Source organism: Candidatus Dependentiae bacterium (genome assembly GCA_018266175.1).
In the GTDB taxonomy this organism is placed as follows: Bacteria; Babelota; Babeliae; order Babelales; family RVW-14; genus JAFEAY01.
Map to the genome: position 1 here is coordinate 1 of JAFEAY010000003.1, position 20,041 is coordinate 20,041.

Genomic DNA, 20,041 nt, shown 5'->3' on the forward strand with positions numbered 1-20,041 from the left:
TAAAAAATGCTCTTCTCTGTGGAGCTACTGGTGTAAAAAATATTTGCTTAAAGCTGGTTGGTTTTGCGTATGAAACCGGTTCGTTGATCAAGAGAGTATCTGTTAATTCTGGTGTGCAGGTTAAAACAGCGGCATCACGTTTAATGACTGGCTTTTTGGGCTATGCAAACCGTCTCGGGACTGGTTTTGTCGGGTTTGTAAAACAAGCGCATACAAAAGCTATTGGGTGTATAAAACAAATAACCGTTCGCTGTGTTGCAATTTCAAAACAAATAACTGCCCAGGTTATTTCGCTCTCTTCAAAAACATACTCAGCACTAAAAAATCAATATAGTTTTTTCATTGTATTTTCGGGTGCTGTAATAATGCTTGGTTTTGGCGTACTCCTTTATTTAAAAAAATCACATGTAGATCGGCTTGAAGATTTTCCGGCAATCAAAGCGCTTGAGCTTCGTCTGACTCAAACGGAAGCTCAGTTGCGCCATGCACAGGACCAGCTTCAAGTAATGGGTAATCTTAGAAATGAAGTGAGGTGTACAGCCTCAAAGCTTGGAGAGACAGAAGAGCTATTTAAAGCGCGCTTAGCCCAAACAGAAAATCAGCTGCGTGATGCACAAAATCAGCTTCAAGTAATGGGTAATCTTGAGCATGAAGTGAGGCGTACCGCTTCAAAGCTTGAAGAGACAGAGGCGTCGCTTGCCCAGCGCTTGGCCCAAACAGAAGATGGGTTAAAAGATGCTCATCAAGTAATGAGTAACCTTGAGCATGAAGTAAAGCATACAGCTTCAAAGTTTGAAGAGACTGAAGAGTCGCTTAAGAAGCGTTTAGTTGAGGCAGAGAGTAAGGTTGAATCGATAGATTCAATAGGGGAATCCCTTAAGCTTACAGGATTAATTTCTTTGATCAGTAAGAATAAGCAAAAATCTTTGGATAAAATAAAAAATTTAAATAAACAAAACAATGACCTTGATCATGTAAAAGAGAAAATTCGTAAAGAAGTAAAAAAACAGATGGAGGCGCTTGAGTAAGATGGATGATGATTCATTCTGAAAAAGTCTCTTGCATATTAAAACCTAGTAATCCGAGGTTGCAAAAGATAGGTAGCTTGCCATGAATAAAAAACTTAGGATCATTTATAAAGCATATAAGTTGGCATTGATTGTTTTTATGCTTGGAATTTATCAGCAAGTTGTGGTTGCAGAGAACTTAGCTGAGACGGAGATTCAAGAACATATTTCAGCTGAAATCAAGCGACAAGCTGAAAAGCGTTCATCAGATCTTGTTATTCGTGAAATGGTCAAACGTCAGCTTGAAAGCAAAAAGCATTATTCGCATAAAAAATTGAGTACAATATCTGGGCCATATACGCTGCCAAATTTTCCTTATTATGCTTTGTTCTTTAGAAAAAATCATTTTATTCAGATTCTTGCCGATTATGGACTTTCAGATGGTGTTTATGGTTCTTCAGGCGGGACAAAAGATCTTTCAAGTAATGTTTTTGGGTCAGAGACAATTACTATTCAAGATATTTTACTGGTGAGTAAGCTTGCTCAAGCTGCAAAGTTAAAAAATGGCGCAGTAGCTAGTCTTACTACAGGCGCTGATTTTAAAAAAAACAGTTACTTGAGTATTCTTGCAAATCAAAAGCTTGATTTACATGCATGGGAACAGCAATTTAACGTTGGTCTTCATTGTGCGAGTAATTATTATGGTGGAAGTTTAACCGTTGGGTTGCATATTCCTGTTGTGGGAAAGACGCATCGGTTACGGCTTAAAAATGAAATTGATACCGATTTGCAAGCTCAAATTATCGCCGCCGAAATGGCAGTTGTAGATCCACAATTTCAGTTTACAAAAAAATATCCTGGTGGGTTACAAGATTTTTTAGATGATATTTTGGCAGCAAAAGGAATGAAGTTTGCAAAGAATGATGTCACACGTGTTGATCTTGGTGACATTGATGGGTACGTTCATGTGAATATCAAATCGAAGTATATTGATAGATTCATGCTTGGTGGCCGTATTGTTTTACCGCTGTCTCGAGAAAAAGATTTTGGTGAATTGTGGAATCATGAGCTTGGAAATGGTGGCTTTATTCAAATCGGTTCATTTCTTTCAATGATGTGGGAAAGGGGTAACTTCCTTAAGCCGTATGTTCATGCTCAAGTTGATTATCTTGTTGGAACAGGAGTCACACGGAGAGTTCCTCAGTTCAGAAAAAATGGTGCCGATGGTACTGTTTTAACCGATTGCAATTTTCCGTTGGGAACCGGTTTGCAATTTGAAGCGGGTGCTGAGCTCGATCCGGCACTCCAAGATTCAACGGTACGAGGGTTTGCAGATGGTGTGCATAAAATAAAAATTCATCCAGGCGCAGAACTTTTTTTCAGAATCGGAAATCTTTTTTCTCAAGTTATTTTGAAAAAAGGATCTTTTGATATCCATTATGACCTTAAAATTAAAGGTCGCAGTTATTTAGGCTCTGGTTGCTCTCAGGCTCTTTATGACGGTTCAGTTCTTAATATTGCTACGTGGTCTGTTGGGCATATTATTGGTGCTCAATATGGCTATCAAGCCAATGATTCTTTTCGGGCAACATTTGGTTCAACCTATGCGGTTGCTGGACGTAATTATCCAAAAGAGCTCACGTTTAATCTTGATTTAAATTTTGAATTCTAAAAATGTAATTTTTATGATCGATGCATGATCTTCCCTTCATTTGGCAAAAATAGGCTGTGTGTAATGCATTCCTAATATTTTTTTTTAATTGTTGAGCTAGAGTTTTTTTTTTGTAACGCTTGAAGCTTAGAATATTTGTTCGAAAAGCAAAAATATGAAAAAAGAGGTGAAGTGTGATGAAGATCAATCAAATAAAGTTTCTTTATTGGTCTGTAGCATTCTTAGTAATGATGAGTATTGTTGACACAGCGTTATATCCTCTTGTGGTTGGTTCCCGTACTGCCGTTTCGATACAACCACAAACAACATTTCCAGCAAGCGATACGAACAATACGATGCTTGGTTTTGCAGCATTTAATCAAGGTTTTATCTTGCAAGATATTACAACAACATGTACGTATGATAATTATTTTCCGATTGCAGGTGATACCAAGCTCAATAATGGTAGACTCTACCTTAAGCAAGATTTAACGTTTGCTAATACACACCATTTTTATGGTGGTGGAAAAGTTTATGGAAAAAATCATTCCATAGAATTTGTAAAACATGTTCAAGATTTTAATCTCCCCGAGGGAGCAGGTTTCTTTGTAGGAAGTAATCTTGCTTTGATGGGGTTAACTAACGATCCATATTCTGTTGACTGGGAAGTTGGAGATGCTTATGTTGCCGGATGTTCTGCCGAAGTCTCGTCAGTAGCAGAATTAAAAATTGGATATTTTGACGGAAGCATCATCACCACAACATTGAGTGTTGAGCATGGTCGTGATGTGTATGCAGTTCGCTATCATCCTACCAAGCGTTATTTAGCGATCGGGCGGGCTTCGGGTAGTGGTAATGAAGTTATTATTTATGAACACAAGGTTCACAATGGAACATTGCCTGTTTTAAGTGGTGCTGATATTTCAGGAGCTGCAACTGCATTGGCTTGGCATCCTTCAGGAAACTATTTGATTGTCGGAACAGATAATAATGCCGGAGAAATTGTTTCATATGCGGTAAATAGCTCTGGTGTGATTGGTGCTTCAACATCGGTTAATCTTTCTCCTGACCGAGATGTAACCAGAAACTCATTGAGTTTCAGCCCTGGTGGAAACCAAATTGTTGTTGGTGTAACGAACAACTCAACCGCAAACGTGAGCGAGTTACTTGTTTATAATTTTAATGGTTCTTTGACGCTTACTTCCAGCTTAGATGTTGGAGCTACTGTTCAAGCGGTAGATTGGTGCCCAACTGGTAGTTATGTAGCTGTTGGTTTGACCGGTGGCACAACAAACTTGAGGCTTTATGATGTGAGTGGATCGCCAATTCATATTGTGAGCACGGCTACTCAAAGTCTATCTGAAAATGTTTATGGTCTTCACTGGGATAGCACAGGTACTTACTTGCTTGTTGTAACACAAAGTGGGAGCGTTGGAACGCTTTATATTTATCAGTTTGATGCAAGCGCTAAGACATTGACGGTAAAATTTAGCCGTTCACCTCTTAAAGAGCAGTTTGCATGTCGCTGGTCTCGAAATGATGACTATTTTGCGTATACTTTTGAATATCTTGCTCACCCAAACTATCAAGTAGCGATTAATGCGTTTGATCCAGATGCACTGATTCCTCTTTATTTTGATAACACTGCGCTTGTTTTTAACTGCGATGTAAATATTAAAACGCCAATTCATTTTAGTGGCATTTGCAAAATTAACGGTCGAGGAAAACGGGTATTTCTTAATCCTGGTAGCGAATTAGTTATTAGACCAAACTCACAATTAATATTGGAAGACTGTGAACTTCAAGAAGTTGAAGACTCTCGTTTGCGTTGCTTAATGGGTAATGGTTCTGTGTTGATTAGAAACTCCATCATTAATCTTGCAAGTGAATATACTTTTTCACTCGGTTCTATTCAGTTTGAAGAGGATGTTTGGGTAACAGGTTTTGGCAAGTTCAATTATACGAATTGCCAATCAAGCACCATTGCTTCCGGAGCAATACTGACTTTTGATACGGATACAACGTTTAGCTATGCGCCAAAGTGCCCACGTAGCGATCTTCTATTTATGGAAGATAACACTTCTGCATTAGTTTTGAATGGTTGTACGCTTGTTTCAACCAGGACAGGATTAAAGCTTGCAGATGGAATTTTGGTAATTGACGATAAAGTGACCATGAGTAGTCAAGCTCGATATCCAGCTGAAGGAATAATGTTGGATTCAAGCCTTGATACACGCATTAAGGGTGGCTCAACTTTAGATTTATATGGATACATTCGATATAACTAATGGGTAAAATAATGAAGACCTCATGTGGTTGGGTCTCATTATAAAAAAGCAAAAACAAAAAGAGTCTTTTTTCAGGACTCAAGGCATATGGTTTTTGAAAAATCTTGACCTTGGTTTTGAAAGAATTTTACGCTAGGTGGTAAATAAATTTGTGTCATATTGTTCTTTTGTCTATCAAGGGAGAGTTGATAGATGAGAGACGAATAACAAAACTTAGGTAATGAAGTATGAAAAAGGGGAAAGCTATGAGAAGACTTGTTAGTCTATGGCTGCTTGTCTATCTGGGAGTCTCAATAGTAAGCTTGTCAGCAGGGTTTAATTTTTCGCATAAAGACTCTACAGTTCGTATTGGCTCATCTAAGTTTATCATCAATAAACAGATTCAGAACTGGAATGGAACGTTGGATCATTCCGGATCGATTGTTGGATTGCCAATTTCTTTTTCAGATGGAATTCTTACGGCAAATGGAACATCTGCCATCATGACGGGAACGTATGATGGTGATTCGCCTCGTAAAGTAACTTTTAACTCTGGTCATTCATTACGTGTTGATGCAGGAGCTTTTTCTCCTAAAATTACCGTTCTTCGTGGAAGTAATCGTCTTGAAGGTCAGCCGCTCTTTTTAAATGCTGATTCTATAAATCTGACTCATCAATTAAGCGATTTGACTATTGCTATTCAAACAGCGCTTAACTCTAATGTTGCATTGAATAGAGGTTCATTGACGCTGGATAGCAATCTTTCCATGGGGGATGATTATATTTTTAGCGGCTCTGGTACAATCAATCTTAATCGCCATAAACTTTCTCTGGGTGGAAAGCAGCAGTCTCTTGCTCATCAAATTCTTTGGAATAATGCTTCAGACATTCAACTCAATGGACCAACTCTTTTGAGCGGTCGTTGGACATTTACCGGCTCAGAAGCGCATATCAACGGCAATGGTAATGTTCTTGATTTGACCAGTGGAGGAACACTTTGGATTAGGGGTGGTACAAAACTCTACCTTTCAGGTGTAAAGCTTCGTGGTGTTGGTCTTGGACAAATTGTTTTTGAAAATAAAAATTCACGGCTTTGCTTGTCAGATGTTGAAATTGAAATTGCACGTAATTATACGGTAACAACCGGTATCGTTTATGCCGAAGGTGCAACAAAAATTATCACTGGCAATAAGACATTGACGTTCTCACAACAGGGAACATTCTCAATTGATCAAGTAACCGTTGTGTATGATACTTTGACTTCTGCAGACACTAATAATATTCAACCATTGATTGGTGCTTCTGGTAACCCTGGTGGTAAGAATGTTGCATCTGTTAACAGTGGTACCATCTGTCATCTTGATTGCGGATTAGGTCAACAAATTAAGAATAATAGTAACGCGATTATCTCAAATGCAGTGTGCTGTCGCGTTAACAGTAATGCGTTATTGTACTTAAATAAGAACAATTCAAATGCAATCTTGAACTTGAACAAGAAGATAACGAACAACTCAAATGCAATTATTTCAAATGCAGTCTGTTGCCGAGTAAACAGTAACGCACTGTTGTACTTAAATAAGAACAATTCAAATGCGATCTTGAACTTGAACAAGAAGATAACGAATAACTCGAATGCAATTATTTCAAACGCAGTCTGTTGCCGAGTAAACAGTAACGCACTGTTGTACTTAAATAAGAACAATTCAAATGCCATCTTGAACTTAAATAAGAAGATCACCAACAACAGTAATGCGATTATAGCTAACGCAGTTTGTTGTCGAGTAAACAGTAACGCACTGTTGTACTTGAACAAAAACACCAGCAACACCGAGCTGAGATTGTTCAAGAATAACAGTGATGCGATCTTAAAATGCTGCAAGAGTAACTCAGATGCAATCTTGAACTTGAACAAGAAGATAACGAATAATAGTAACGCAATTATTTCAAATGCAGTCTGCTGCCGAGTAAATAGTAACGCATTGCTTTACTTAAATAAGAATAATTCAAATGCCATCTTGAACTTAAATAAGAAGATCACCAACAACAGTAATGCGATTATCGCTAACGCAGTTTGTTGTCGCGTAAACAGTAACGCACTGTTGTATTTGAACAAGAATACGAGCAACACTGAGCTGAGATTATTCAAGAATAACAGTGATGCGATCTTAAAATGCTGCAAGAGTAACTCAGATGCAATTTTGAACTTGAACAAGAAGATAACGAACAACTCAAATGCAATTATTTCAAACGCAGTGTGCTGTCGCGTAAACAGTAACGCACTGTTGTACTTAAATAAGAACAACTCAAATGCAATCTTGAACTTAAACAAGAAGATCACCAACAACAGTAATGCGATTATCGCTAACGCAGTTTGTTGTCGTGTGAATAGTAACGCGTTGCTCTACTTGAACAAGAACACCAGCAATGCTCAGTTGAGATTGTTCAAGAATAACAGTGACGCGATCTTAAAATGCTGCAAGAGTAACTCAGATGCAATTTTGAACTTGAACAAGAAGATCACCAATAACTCAAATGCAATTATCTCAAATGCAGTGTGCTGTCGAGTAAACAGTAACGCACTGTTGTACTTGAATAAGAATAACTCAAATGCGATTTTGAATTTGAATAAGAAGATAACGAACAACAGTAATGCGATTATCGCTAACGCAGTTTGTTGTCGTGTGAACAGTAATGCGTTGTTGTACCTGAATAAGAACACCAGTAATACCGAACTGAGATTGTTTAAGAATAATAGTGATGCAATTCTTGCTCTAAAAAAATGTTGCAGTACAAATGCTCAAAACATTACAAATAACAGCAACGCAATTATTAACTTGGTAAACAATTCTAATTCTACAGATTGTTGTCGTTATAACAGTAATGCAATTCTTTATCTGACTAAGAATAATAGTAACGCAATCTTGGCTCTTAAGAAGTGTTGCACCACAAATGCTCAAAACATTACGAATAACAGTAATGCGATTATCAACTTCTCAAGTTTTGTAACAATGCTTCCAATGCAGAATAGTAATGCAATCTTGGCTCTTAAGAAGTGTTGCACAACAAATGTTCAAAATATTAAGAACAACAGTAATGCAATTATTTCCAATACGATTTGTTGCCGAGTGAACAGCCAAGCGTTGTTGTACTTGAATAAGAACACAAGCAATACTGAATTGAGATTATTCAAGAATAATAGTGATGCGATTTTGAAATGCTGCAAAAATGCTTCTAATTCAATTGTAGACTTGAGCAGACGTATTACGAATAACAGTAATGCAATTATTTCCAATACGATCTGTTGCCGGGTGAACAGCCAAGCGTTGTTGTACTTGAATAAGAACACAAGTAACTTTAGCTTGTACATGACTAATAACAACAGTAATGCGATCTTGGCACTGAAGAAGTGCTGCACGACAAATGGTCAGAACATCACGAACAATAGTAACGCGATTATCAACCTGATCAACAACAATAGTGCAAACTTGATTTGCTGCCGAGTAAACAGCAACGCAATTCTGTATCTAACAAACAATAATAGCAACGCGATCTTGGCACTGAAGAAATGCTGCACAACAAATGGTCAAAACATTACAAATAACAGCAACGCGATTATCAACTTCTCAAGCTTCCTCTCGATGCTTCCAATGCAAAATAGCAACGCGATCTTGGCGTTGAAAAAGTGTTGCAGCACCAATGCTCAGAATATAACGAATAATAGCAACGCAATTATTAACCTAGTTAACAACTCTAATTCGACAGAGTGTTGCCGTTACAACAGTAATGCAATCTTGTATCTCACCAACAATAATAGTAATGCGATCTTGAATTTGAAGAAATGCTGCACAACAAATGTTCAAAATATTACGAACAACAGCAATGCGATTATTAACTTGGTTAATGGTAACAGCGCAAACATGATCTGTTGTCGAGTAAATAGCAATGCAATTCTGTATCTGACGAATAACAACAGCAACGCGATCTTGGCGTTGAAAAAGTGCTGCACAACAAATGTTCAGAATATTACGAACAACAGCAACGCAATAATCAATTGCTGTAAAAACAGCAGTAACACGATTCTGCATCTGACAACCAATAACAGCAACGCGCTTCTTGAATGTTGCAAGAATAACAGTAATGCAATACTGAATTGCTGCAAGAACAGCAGCAATACGATTCTGTATCTAACAACCAACAATAGTAATGCGATTCTGAACTGCTGCAAGAACAACAGTAATACACTCCTTGATTGTTGCAGAGAAAATAGTAACGCATTGATATCTCTGTTTAATAACGTAAGCAATACCGTCTTGTACTTAACCAACAATAACAGCAATGCGCTCCTTGCATGCTGCAAGAACAATAGCAACGCGCTACTTGAATGTTGCAAGAACAACAGTAATGCAATTGTTAAGCTCGAAGCAGAGCTTCATTGCTGCACATTAGTTCAAGCTCCGGTAACAACCGATGTGCTTATGAATTGTAACTGTATCGTTGATCCAATTAAGGTGGTTAACGTTGTTAATACCCTAACGATTGATGGACAAGGTGCATGGATTGAGTTCTGCAACCCAACCACGCCACAGTTTATTGTTGCTGCTGGTGCAACGGTAACCTTGCAAAACGTTACCTTAATGCGTATCAATGCAAACACCTTCTCACTTGGTGCAGGAGCAGCCATTGTTCTAGGTGACAATGTAACCTTTGAGCTTGAAGATGATCTAACGCTTAACGGTGAAGCGTTCACCGTTGGTGGAACCGTTGATAATCCATTTGTTTGGACGATTCGTGGTATCGGCGGCAAACGTCGCTTGATCTTGACTCCAAACGCTGTTGCAGGTCAGTACATTACCCTTGGGTTTAACACACTCTTATTGCAAGAAGTTGAACTTGAAGGTGTTGAAAGTATTGCAATTGCACGAGGACTTGATGCTGGCGGAACCTTAGTAGTCGGTGCGCTTGGTCTTGGCGGTGGCGCTGAAATGAATCTTGGACAAAATACCGATGCAACTTTTGTGGTTGAAGGAAACCGTAATTCACTCAGAATGCTCGATACAGGTCTTGCCCTTACAGGCTTCATCTTGTATAGCGATATCTTCGATAGTGAGTTGCACCTGACCTTCCACTTACAAGATCCAATTGTTGGTAATCCATCGGTAACCTTTGGACCAGACTTGTTGTTCTTGAGCTCCGCTGCGGGACGTGCAAGCATTATATTTGATGACTTCTGGGCAATTGTGGCAAACCAAAATGGTAACTCCTTTGTGACCGATGCCAACGCGTTTATTGGTGGTCGCAACGTTGAACTGAATGGTTTCCCAATCAAGCAAACATCGGCAGACTTGATTCTGGATTCTGGATTGAACCTTCGTTCAGACCAACCAAATGCAATTGACCAGTCGTTTATCAGAGGTCCTCTCTTTAGGAAACAACCTCGTACGCATGTCATTACAGCGCTTGATATCAGACGCATGAGAGAATATGAGAACATGCAAGACAACATTGCAGCAAGTAACAGACCTGCAAAGCCAAAAGCATCAAGCAACCGTGAAAGACAAAAACAGAATAAGCATGGTCGTAAGAGACAAACATGTCCATATGCTCGAGAGCTTGCTGAATTGGTTGCAGAACATGATGTAACACGATCTTTGGCTCATGATGCGCAAGCCCATTTTCAAGCAATTAAGAACTATGTTCAAGAACAAATTAATAGACACAAAATAGCAAAACGTGCATTTGTTCTTCCAACAACCTTCCAACTTGAACAGGGTGGCTCGGTTGTTAAAGTTGAAAATGCCTCAAATAATGTCTTAATCCATACCGGTGGTGTTGGTTCAGACTTTGGGGTTGATCCTGTTAACCAATTGAACTTGTATCTTGGTAACAACATCAGTGGTGATGGAACAGTTCGTCAAGGCTTTAAAGACACAACGCTTAAACCAAACGATAAGATCTTTGTTCGTAACTTGAACAACCGTATTCAAATTCAAGAGCATTTTACTATTCAAGGTGAGATTGTCATGACACCGGCTTCAGAGCTTGTGTTTGAATTCTTGGATAATGGTAAAGATCCAGTTTTATTCTTTGATGCAGCGCATACCTCATTCTTTGATATTCCAAAAGATTCGCTCGTTCGATTTATTGGCCGCGGAAAAGTTGTCTTTGGTGATGGTTTTACCATGAGACTTGAAGGTGGCAAGCTTACTCCTGAAAAGACCAAAATGATTTTTGATGAGAGTGTTTTAGTTACCTTGGGTGAGGGTGAGTCAACCGTTATTATTGATGGTGACGGCAAACTGCTCTTTGACCGTGGCGCACAGTTGAATATTCGTGCAGGTCAACATCTTATTATTGGTCGACTTGATGAACCAACACTCCCACCAGATGGCATTGATATTACCCTTGATCGCGAAGCTGAGTGGAACTTGAACGAAGATCTTGATGGTGATGATATTCGAGAAGGCGATGCTCGCTTGTCGATTATTGGAAGCTCAACCTTTAGCTTGCGTGTTGATGATGAAGCGAAGGTCTATATCGGCAATCAAGGCGTGCTTGAAATGAATGCTTTCTTCAACGAACGACTTGAAGTTCCAGGTGTGGTAACCACGTTGGCCTTTGTGAGCAAAGGAACATTAAGTTTTGAAAACGGTGGTCAATTTGTTCTTGGACTCAATAAAGACTTTGTTAAAACTTTTGTTGATACCAAAAAAGGAATCTTGCAAACCGATGGCTCTGGTATTGCACAATTTGCCGCCAGAAACGACTCGGTAACGGTTCGTTTGAGCAATGGTTCTTTGATCAATCAAGGAAATGCGTTTGCAGGCCTTGTTCAAGAATCGGATTTATTTATTGGGATTAAGGGTTCATTTACCGGCAGAGATATAATTCGTCGATTAATGAATCTTGTTCCAACGCTTTCGTTTAGCACCGTGTTCAGAGGTGGTGACTTAAATCAAGGACTTGAGCTGCTGGGTGGCGAAGGATCGATTCAATCAAAGATGTTTATCGTTCAACTTGATGTAAACGATTTTATTACCAACGACGATGCTGCAGCCGGTTTAGTTGTAGGCTTTAATGGCAACGGCAACTTGTTTACGATCGATCAAGCTGGCAATAGAACGGTATCACGTGTGATTGCTGAAGAAGCTGATCTTGAAAAGTAAATTGAATATTCTCTTGCAGCAATGCAAAAGGGTTATTTAATATGAAAAAAGAAGTCAAAAAGAGTAACAGTTTAAGAGGTGGGACTGGTATGGATATTAGAAGCTTATTTGAAAAGATAGCATGTAAGGCTAGAAACTTACTGGCAACATGCATGCAAAAAAATGTCATGATTGGGCTTTTTGCAACAACGGCTGCGCTGGGGTTTTGTGCACACATGTATCTCAAAGATACCGCATCAGATTTTCAAAATCTGCCAGAAGAGTTTCAAGGTACATTCAAAGCGCTTGAAGCTCGTTTGACCCAAACAGAAAGCAGACTCGGTGACATTAACAGGCTTGAAGAGCATGTCAAAATGACCGAAGCGAAGATTCGAGAAGCTGAAGAAAAACTTAGAATGGCTGAAGATCAACTGTCAACAGCAGGGCATAAGCTTCAGTACACTGAAAATAAAATCAAAGATATCGAAGCAAAAGTAGACAATCCAGATGGGCTTAACGCTGGTCAAAACAGTGAACTTGCTCGAGTCGATGATGAAATTCGTAAAGAAGTAAAACGACAAATTAAGTCGATTGAACAAGGAGAGTAAGATGATGTTTATGCATCGCAAAGAAAAACTTATTGCGTGTGTGCTTGCTCTTGGCTTGTCTGGGCATTGTGGAGCGAGTAAGAGTGTTGATAACGGTTATGTGCAGGAAAAAATCAAGTCAGAAATTAAGCGTCAGCTTTCTGAGCGCTCTTCTGCAGATCATCAACAGCTGAAAAATACCATTCAAAAGAATGTAAATCATGAGCTCAAACGCTCGGGCTATACTCCAAAAAAACATAAGCGTCATGGGCATAAAGCGCATCATGCAAAAAAACATGGCAAAAGATATCTCTTGCCTCAGTGGCCTTACTATTCAGCGTTTTATGAAAAAAGTGACTTTGTTCAGTTGCTTGCAGATTACAGCATAGCGTCACGCGCTTATGGATCAAGCGGCCGAACCAAGGATTATTCGGTATTACTTTTTGGTACCGATAAAATTGCGGTTCGCGATATTTTACTCGTGAGCAAGCTTGCTGAAACTGCTAAAATACAAGATGGTGCTGCTGGACCAGCTATTATTACTCCTGATTCTCCTAGTCACGAAGTTGCCAATTATGCAGCTGTTGCACCGCAACTACTTAACTTTGATGCGTGGGAAAGTCGTTTTGGCGTAGCATTGAATGTTGCTCGCCACTATTGCCATAATGATTTGTCTGTTGGTATACATATTCCCGTTGTAGGAAAGACCCATCGTATTCGTTTAGCATCAACTCCAACTGCAGCTAATATTATTGGCGCTGGTAAAACGCTTCAAGACTTGGTGACTCAAATTCTTCTAGAGAAAAATTCTAGTTTCAACGATCGCACATCAACACAAGTTGGTTTGGGTGATATCAATGGATACATGAATTTTAATATTCATTCTCGTCATATTGATCGCTTTATTCTTGGTGCACACCTTGTTCTTCCATCGGCTCGCGAAGGTGATACAGATAAATTGTGGGCACATGACTTAGGTAATGGTGGATTTGTTCAACTGAGTGGTTTCTTTTCAATGTTGTGGGAAAAAAGCTGCTGGTTTAACCCATACATTCATAGCAAAGCAGGCTATTCATTTGCATCACGCGTAACGCGCCGTATTGCTCAAAAGCTTTCAAAAACAGGCAATGGAACAGCCTTACCAAGAGAGTTTGTATTAGGCAAAAATTTGCGATTCTTAGCAGATCCTAACGGTTTGTTTACCGAGCCTGATTCAACGATTAAACGTTTTGGAAACAGCGTAACCAAAATTAAAATTCATCAAGGTCCTGAGTTATTGATTAGACTTGGTAATGCTTTTACCGGAATTTTTGGTAAAGGTGGAGCATTTGATATCCACTACGATTTGAAAGTAAAAGGGCGCGACTACTTGGGTTCACAACGTAACGGTGAGCAATTTGATGGTTCAAATTTGAACTATGCAACATGGTCAGTTGGACACATTTTGGGCGCGCAGTACAGCTATCAATTTAGTGATTCATTCCGTACCGGATTTGCAGGATCATATGCGGTTGCTGGAAGAAACTATCCAAAAGAGCTTGCATTTAACCTTGATTTAAACTTTGAGTTTTAAAGCTTAAAACTCAGCCGCACCTCTAAATTTACATGAGAACCTGGGAGTATATCCTGGGTTCTCGTTATTTTTAACACGAACTTGATGAGCCTAGATTGGGAGTTTTTTGTTTGAGTCGAAGTTATGGTAAACTGGTGAGCGTTTGTTGAAAGGCTGGTAATCCTGAGGAGTGAGTGCGTGAGAAATCTATCATTAAATATCCAGACATTTAGTCAATTGATTGAAGGTGATTGTATTTATATCGATAAAACAGAAATCATTCATAGGTTGATTAAACAAAGTAAAACTTGCTTTTTCTCGCGTCCTCGTCGCTTTGGAAAATCACTGGTAGTTTCAACACTCGAGTCTATTTTTAGAGGCAAAAAAGAGTTATTTGAAAACCTTGCAATAAGTAAAACTGACTACGACTGGAAAGAGTATCCAATTGTTAAGCTTGATTTTGGTACACTTGCTTACGAAAATCCTGATCAATTAAAATTTTCTTTATGTCTTCAATTAAAGCTGATTGCTCAGGAATATGGAATAGAAGATAATTTCGACTACCTGACAGAACCAAGTAATTTTATTGCTGTACTTTTTCCAAAGCTTGCGCGCAATAATAAAATTGTTTTTTTAGTTGACGAGTATGACAAACCAATATTGGATCACATCGAGAACATGCCAGTAGCGCATGCAATTCGTGATGTGTTGCAAAAATTTTACTCAAGCATCAAGGGTAACGATCAGTATATTCATTTTATGTTTGTAACTGGTGTCAGCAAGTTTTCACAAACAGCGCTTTTCTCTGGGTTTAACAATCTAGATGATTTATCGCAACACCCCAAGGCTGCTGAACTTGTTGGGTATACCAAGCAGGAAATTGAGCGCTACTTTACGGAGTATCTTGATTGGACTGCAAAGAGCATGGGGTATACGCATGAAGAGTTGATGAATCAAATTTCCCAGTGGTATGATGGATACAGGTTTACACTGGAAACTGAATTTGAGATGAGTGCTTATGAAAAGAAAACAATTCAAAAAATTTACAGCCCTGTTTCTGTTATGAAATTTCTAGACCGACGACGTTTTTCAAATTATTGGTTCGAGACTGGAACGCCAACCTATTTGGTTAAAGCAATGAGAAGCGGTATTCATGATACCAGTTGGATTGATTGTTTTACTTCGATAAAAGTTGATCCATCAATGTTTGGTTCATTTAACCTTGAAAGAATACCCTTCGATGCCCTTTTATATCAAGCAGGATATTTGACAATCAAGTCTTACGATGAAGAAAATAAACTGGTTGAACTTGCATACCCAAATCTTGAATTGAAAAATTCAATGGAATCCTACTTGCTTAGTGCTAAGTGCGACATGAGCGAAACGAGGGTTGCTCCAGTAATAGCGCAACTTCGCGTTGGATTAAAAGCAGGGGATATTGAGCCGCTGGCAAATGCATTTAAAATCTTGCTTGCAAATGTTCCTTATCAACTTCATATTGAACAAGAAGGATATTATCATTCTATCTTTCAAACAGCGCTCTGGATTTTGGGTAGCGATGTTCAATCTGAAGTATGTACGGACACGGGACGTGCCGACTTGGTTGTTCGAACCAACGATCGGATCTTTGTATTTGAATTCAAATTTAATAAGCCGGCACAGGAAGCGATGGATCAGATTCTTGAGAAACGTTACTACGAAAAATATCAGCATGAAAGCAAGCCGATTCTTTTGGTTGGTCTTTCCTTTAACTACAAGGCTAAGAAGCTTACTGTTGAGTATCTGACTCAGGCTATGAATTTTTGATTCAAACTTTGAGTTTTAAATAGTGATTGAGCTGTTTTTGTTATCAAAAATAGGATATACTTAAAGCAAATTTTAAAGTGCCGTTCGCAGCACAACAGTTGTTGGTGTGAACGGCACTTTGCTTATGTTTATAAATTTGCTCGGAGCTTTGCTTGTGAATCGGTTATCGGTCTTGCCTAACGTTCTTTCGGTGCTACGCATCATCCTTACACCACTCTTTTTGGTGACCTTGTTTCAAGGTGAGTGGTCTCTTGTTCTTGCCTTAGTTATCTTTACTATTGCAGCATTGACCGATACCTTCGATGGCTACTATGCGCGTCGTTACGATGCCTATACCTTCTGGGGTGCGTTTTTGGATCCTATTGCCGACAAAATATTGATTGGTGCTACTATTACCGCATTTGCAGTGCTTAATCTTGTTTCATGGTGGGTGGTTTTAATTATTCTGATTCGGGATGTTTTTGTAACGCTGTTACGTCTACAAAAAATTGCTCATGGCGGCATGCTTAAAACGAGTATGCTTGCAAAGGTAAAAACAACCGCTCAATTTGTTTCAATCTATTTCTTTTTCATATGTCTTATTGCTCAGTGGCTGCAAGCACCTGCAGCGTGGTACGATGTTTCGCTTACTCTTGCGCAAACTTGTTTGTATTTAGTTGCAGCATTGACACTCTATTCAGGACTTGATTATGTTCGGAAATAAATCGCCAATAAGTTATCTGGTAACAACCGGCTTTGGAGTTGGTTATTTGCCTTGGATGCCAGGGACTTGGGCGAGTTTAGTTGCAGTGGTTTTTTTATTTTTACTACCAGATGTATCATGCTTAGTTCAGCTGGCAATAGTTGCAGCACTTTTAAGCGTAGGATTATTAACGGTTGATCGAGTTCAACAGGATGCGCAAACTCAAGATCCATCGTGGATTGTCATTGATGAATATTTTGGTATGGCCATTGCAGTCTTGGGTGTTCCCAAGGAGCTTGGCTGGTATGCCCTTGCTTTTGTATTATTTCGTTTTTTTGATATAAAAAAAATTTTTCCAATCAATCATTTAGAGCAATTGCCAGGAAGCTGGGGGGTGATGCTGGATGATGGCATGGCTGGAATTTTTACCGTGCTGTTGGTCCAAATTTTGATTTATTTGATGAACAGTAGTTTTTTATAAACAATTACTGTTTTTGTATAAAATTAAACCATGATAAAAGTAGTATTTCGTGAGCCAATCTCGCTGCTAGAACAAGCATTCAGCTTGCTATGTGGTACAAAAATGAGTATCCTAGAAGCGCAGATTGTTCACACAAATAATTATATTCAGATAGTAACACAATTAAGTGCTTGTTCAGGAAAGGAATAGTCAATGCCCGAATTCAAAGATGCCCAAGAGGGGAGCAAGGTTCCAGGAGTTGTGAATCTTTCTATTGAAAAAGAATTAAAAACATCCTTTCTTGATTATGCGATGTCGGTTATTGTCAGTCGAGCACTTCCTGATGTGCGTGATGGTCTTAAGCCGGTACATCGACGTATTTTGTATGCGATGCATAAACTAGGCTACTATCATGAAAAAGCTCCTCGAAAATCTGCAACCGTTGTGGGTGAGGTGATTGGTAATTATCATCCACATGGTGACTCTGCAATTTACCAATCTATGGTTGGTATGGTACAAAATTTTTCTAAGCGCTATCCGTTGCTTGATGGACAAGGTAACTGGGGTTCGATTGACGGCGATAACGCAGCAGCAATGCGATACACCGAAGTTCGTATGCATAAAATTGCACGCGAATTACTTGCCGATATCGAAAAAGATACGGTTTTCTTTGTACCAAACTTTGATGAATCGCGTATGGAACCAACATTGCTTCCAAGCAAAGTTCCAAACCTTCTGATTAACGGTTCAACCGGTATTGCGGTTGGTATGGCGACATCGGTTCCTCCACACAATTTGGGTGAAGTTATTGATGCGTGTATCGAGCTTTTGAATAATCCAAACCTTTCTGACGATCGCTTGTTCGAAATTATTCCAGCTCCTGACTTTCCAACCGGTGGTGTCATTTGTGGCCGCTCCGGAATTGTCAAAGCATATAGAACTGGTCATGGTCAATTGATTATGCGTGGTATTGTTGAAGTTGAACAGGACAAGAAACGTAACGCGTTGATTGTTTCTGAGCTTCCTTACCAAGTTTGTAAAGCTGACTTGATTACCAAAATAGCTGATTTGGTTAAGAATAAAGTTATTGAAGGCATATCAGACATTCGTGATGAATCTGATCGTAACGGCATTCGTGTAGTTATTGAAATTCGACGTGGTGATGATCCTCATGTTGTTTTGAATCAACTTTACAAGCACACTTCTTTGCAATCGAGCATGTCAATTATTATGCTTGCGTTGTATCAAAACCGCCCAATGCTTTTTTCATTGCGTGAAACACTTGAACATTTCTTAGTTCACCGAAAAGAAATTATAACTCGCCGAACAGAATATGATCTTGCTCGAAACAAAGCGCGTGCGCATATTGTTGATGGCTTGATTATCGCTGTTTCTCATATTGATGAAGTGATACCGCTCATTAAAAAATCATCATCGCCTGATCAGGCGATAGAGCTTTTAAATGCTCAATTTAATTTGAGCGAAAAGCAAGCCAAGGCGATCTTGGAAATGCGCTTGCAGCGTCTGACCGGTCTTGAGCGTGACAAATTGTATGCTGAAATTGAAGAACTTAAAAAAATTATTTTCCAGCTTGAGCTGATTTTGAGCGATGAAAACGAGCTCAAAAAAGAGATCATGGAAGAGCTTGTTTACATCAAAACAAACTATGCCGATCCTCGTAAAACACGTATCGAAGGTGCTATCGACAGCTTGAGCGAAGCAGACTTAATTCCTGACGAAGAAGTTGTTGTTACCTTGACGCGAAAGGGATACATCAAACGCGTTGGCCTTGACACTTATGCTGTTCAGCATAGAGGCGGAAAAGGTAAAAAGGGGATTGCAGACCTTGAAGAATCGGATGACGTTATTCAAGATCTCTTTGTTGCAAAGAATCACGATGAATTACTCTTCTTTACCAACTTGGGAAGAATTTATAGTCTCTCCGTATTCCAGGTTCCAGAGGGCTCACGTATTGCAAAAGGTCGAGCAATTGTTAACTTGCTTGAACTTGCGCAAGGCGAGCGTGTGGTTAAACTGCTCTGCACCCGTGATATGGAAAATAAGTTCCTTGTTATGGTTACTAAGCTTGGTGTGATTAAAAAAACTGAAGCTGAAAGCTTTGCTAAAATTCGTAGTACCGGTATTCGTGCGGTAAACTTGCATGAAGGTGATGAACTTTCATTCTGTGCCATGAGTGGTGGTAATGACTCAATTGTTATTGCAACCAAAAAAGGCCGAGGCATTCACTTTAAAGAATCTGAAGTTCGTGCAATGGGGCGTCAGGCCGCCGGCGTGCGTGGTATCATGTTGCGTTCAGGTGACGAAGTTGTTGGTATGGAAGTTATTTCCGATTCAACGAGTGACTTGTTGTTTGCGACAGCACGCGGCTTTGGTAAGCGCGTGAAAATTGTAGACTTCCGTGTTGCTCACCGTGGAGGACTTGGTGTTCGCACTATTCCAACAGATACACGTAATGGCTTTGTAATAGGCTTGGCCTGTGTTAATGACGCATCACATGTTCTCCTGATTGATGTTAACGGTAAAATTATCAGGCTTTCTCCGCAAGAAATTCGCACCATGGGTAGACAAGCAAAAGGTGTACGTCTTGTACGTCTTGATGCAACCCAAACCTTGGCAGCGGTTGTTGCGTTTGAAGAATCTGAGAGCGATCAAAATAGCGATGCTGATACAGCCCTTGAACAAGCACAATCAATTCAATCGTTGCAAGAAAGCAACCAGCAAGAAGCTTTATTTGATGACGAAGGCGATGAAGATCAAGATGATCTTGAAGCGCTTGAGGAAGAAGATGAAGATGATTTGCACGATGAAGAGTTGCTTGAAGATGAGCAAGAGTCTGAAGACGAAGAGTAAATTTGAGCTTGGATTT

At 39.3% G+C, this 20,041-nt stretch carries 10 protein-coding genes; all 10 read left to right on the plus strand.

Annotation, left to right across the window (positions count from 1 at the left end):
* Positions 1–1,028, plus strand: a 1,028-nt coding sequence (locus JST56_00055; protein ID MBS1987367.1) for a hypothetical protein, incomplete at its 5' end; no start/stop codon positions are given.
* Positions 1,029–1,110: 82 nt separating this feature from the next.
* A complete protein-coding gene (locus tag JST56_00060; GenBank protein ID MBS1987368.1) occupies positions 1,111–2,679 on the plus strand; it encodes a hypothetical protein in 1,569 nt (522 codons plus the stop codon).
* A gap of 173 nt (positions 2,680–2,852) precedes the next feature.
* Positions 2,853–4,946 (plus strand): hypothetical protein, encoded by a 2,094-nt coding sequence (locus tag JST56_00065; protein MBS1987369.1) that lies wholly within the window; start codon positions 2,853–2,855, stop codon positions 4,944–4,946.
* A gap of 245 nt (positions 4,947–5,191) precedes the next feature.
* A complete protein-coding gene (locus tag JST56_00070) occupies positions 5,192–12,088 on the plus strand; it encodes a hypothetical protein (GenBank protein ID MBS1987370.1) in 6,897 nt (2,298 codons plus the stop codon).
* Positions 12,089–12,129: 41 nt separating this feature from the next.
* Complete coding sequence (locus tag JST56_00075) at positions 12,130–12,675, plus strand: hypothetical protein (protein ID MBS1987371.1); 546 nt, start codon at positions 12,130–12,132, stop codon at positions 12,673–12,675.
* Between the two features lies 1 nt (position 12,676).
* Positions 12,677–14,227 (plus strand): hypothetical protein, encoded by a 1,551-nt coding sequence (locus tag JST56_00080; GenBank protein ID MBS1987372.1) that lies wholly within the window; start codon positions 12,677–12,679, stop codon positions 14,225–14,227.
* Positions 14,228–14,404: 177 nt separating this feature from the next.
* Positions 14,405–16,012, plus strand: coding sequence for an AAA family ATPase (locus JST56_00085; GenBank protein ID MBS1987373.1), 1,608 nt, complete (start codon positions 14,405–14,407; stop codon positions 16,010–16,012).
* 124 nt (positions 16,013–16,136) lie between these two features.
* Positions 16,137–16,715, plus strand: a complete 579-nt coding sequence (gene pgsA / locus JST56_00090) for a CDP-diacylglycerol--glycerol-3-phosphate 3-phosphatidyltransferase (protein MBS1987374.1) — start codon at positions 16,137–16,139, stop codon at positions 16,713–16,715.
* Complete coding sequence (locus JST56_00095; protein MBS1987375.1) at positions 16,702–17,175, plus strand: phosphatidylglycerophosphatase A; 474 nt, start codon at positions 16,702–16,704, stop codon at positions 17,173–17,175. The genes pgsA and JST56_00095 overlap by 14 nt, the downstream gene beginning before the upstream one ends.
* Positions 17,176–17,367: 192 nt before the next feature.
* A complete protein-coding gene (gene gyrA, locus JST56_00100) occupies positions 17,368–20,025 on the plus strand; it encodes a DNA gyrase subunit A (protein MBS1987376.1) in 2,658 nt (885 codons plus the stop codon).
* The last annotated feature ends 16 nt before the right edge of the window (positions 20,026–20,041 follow it).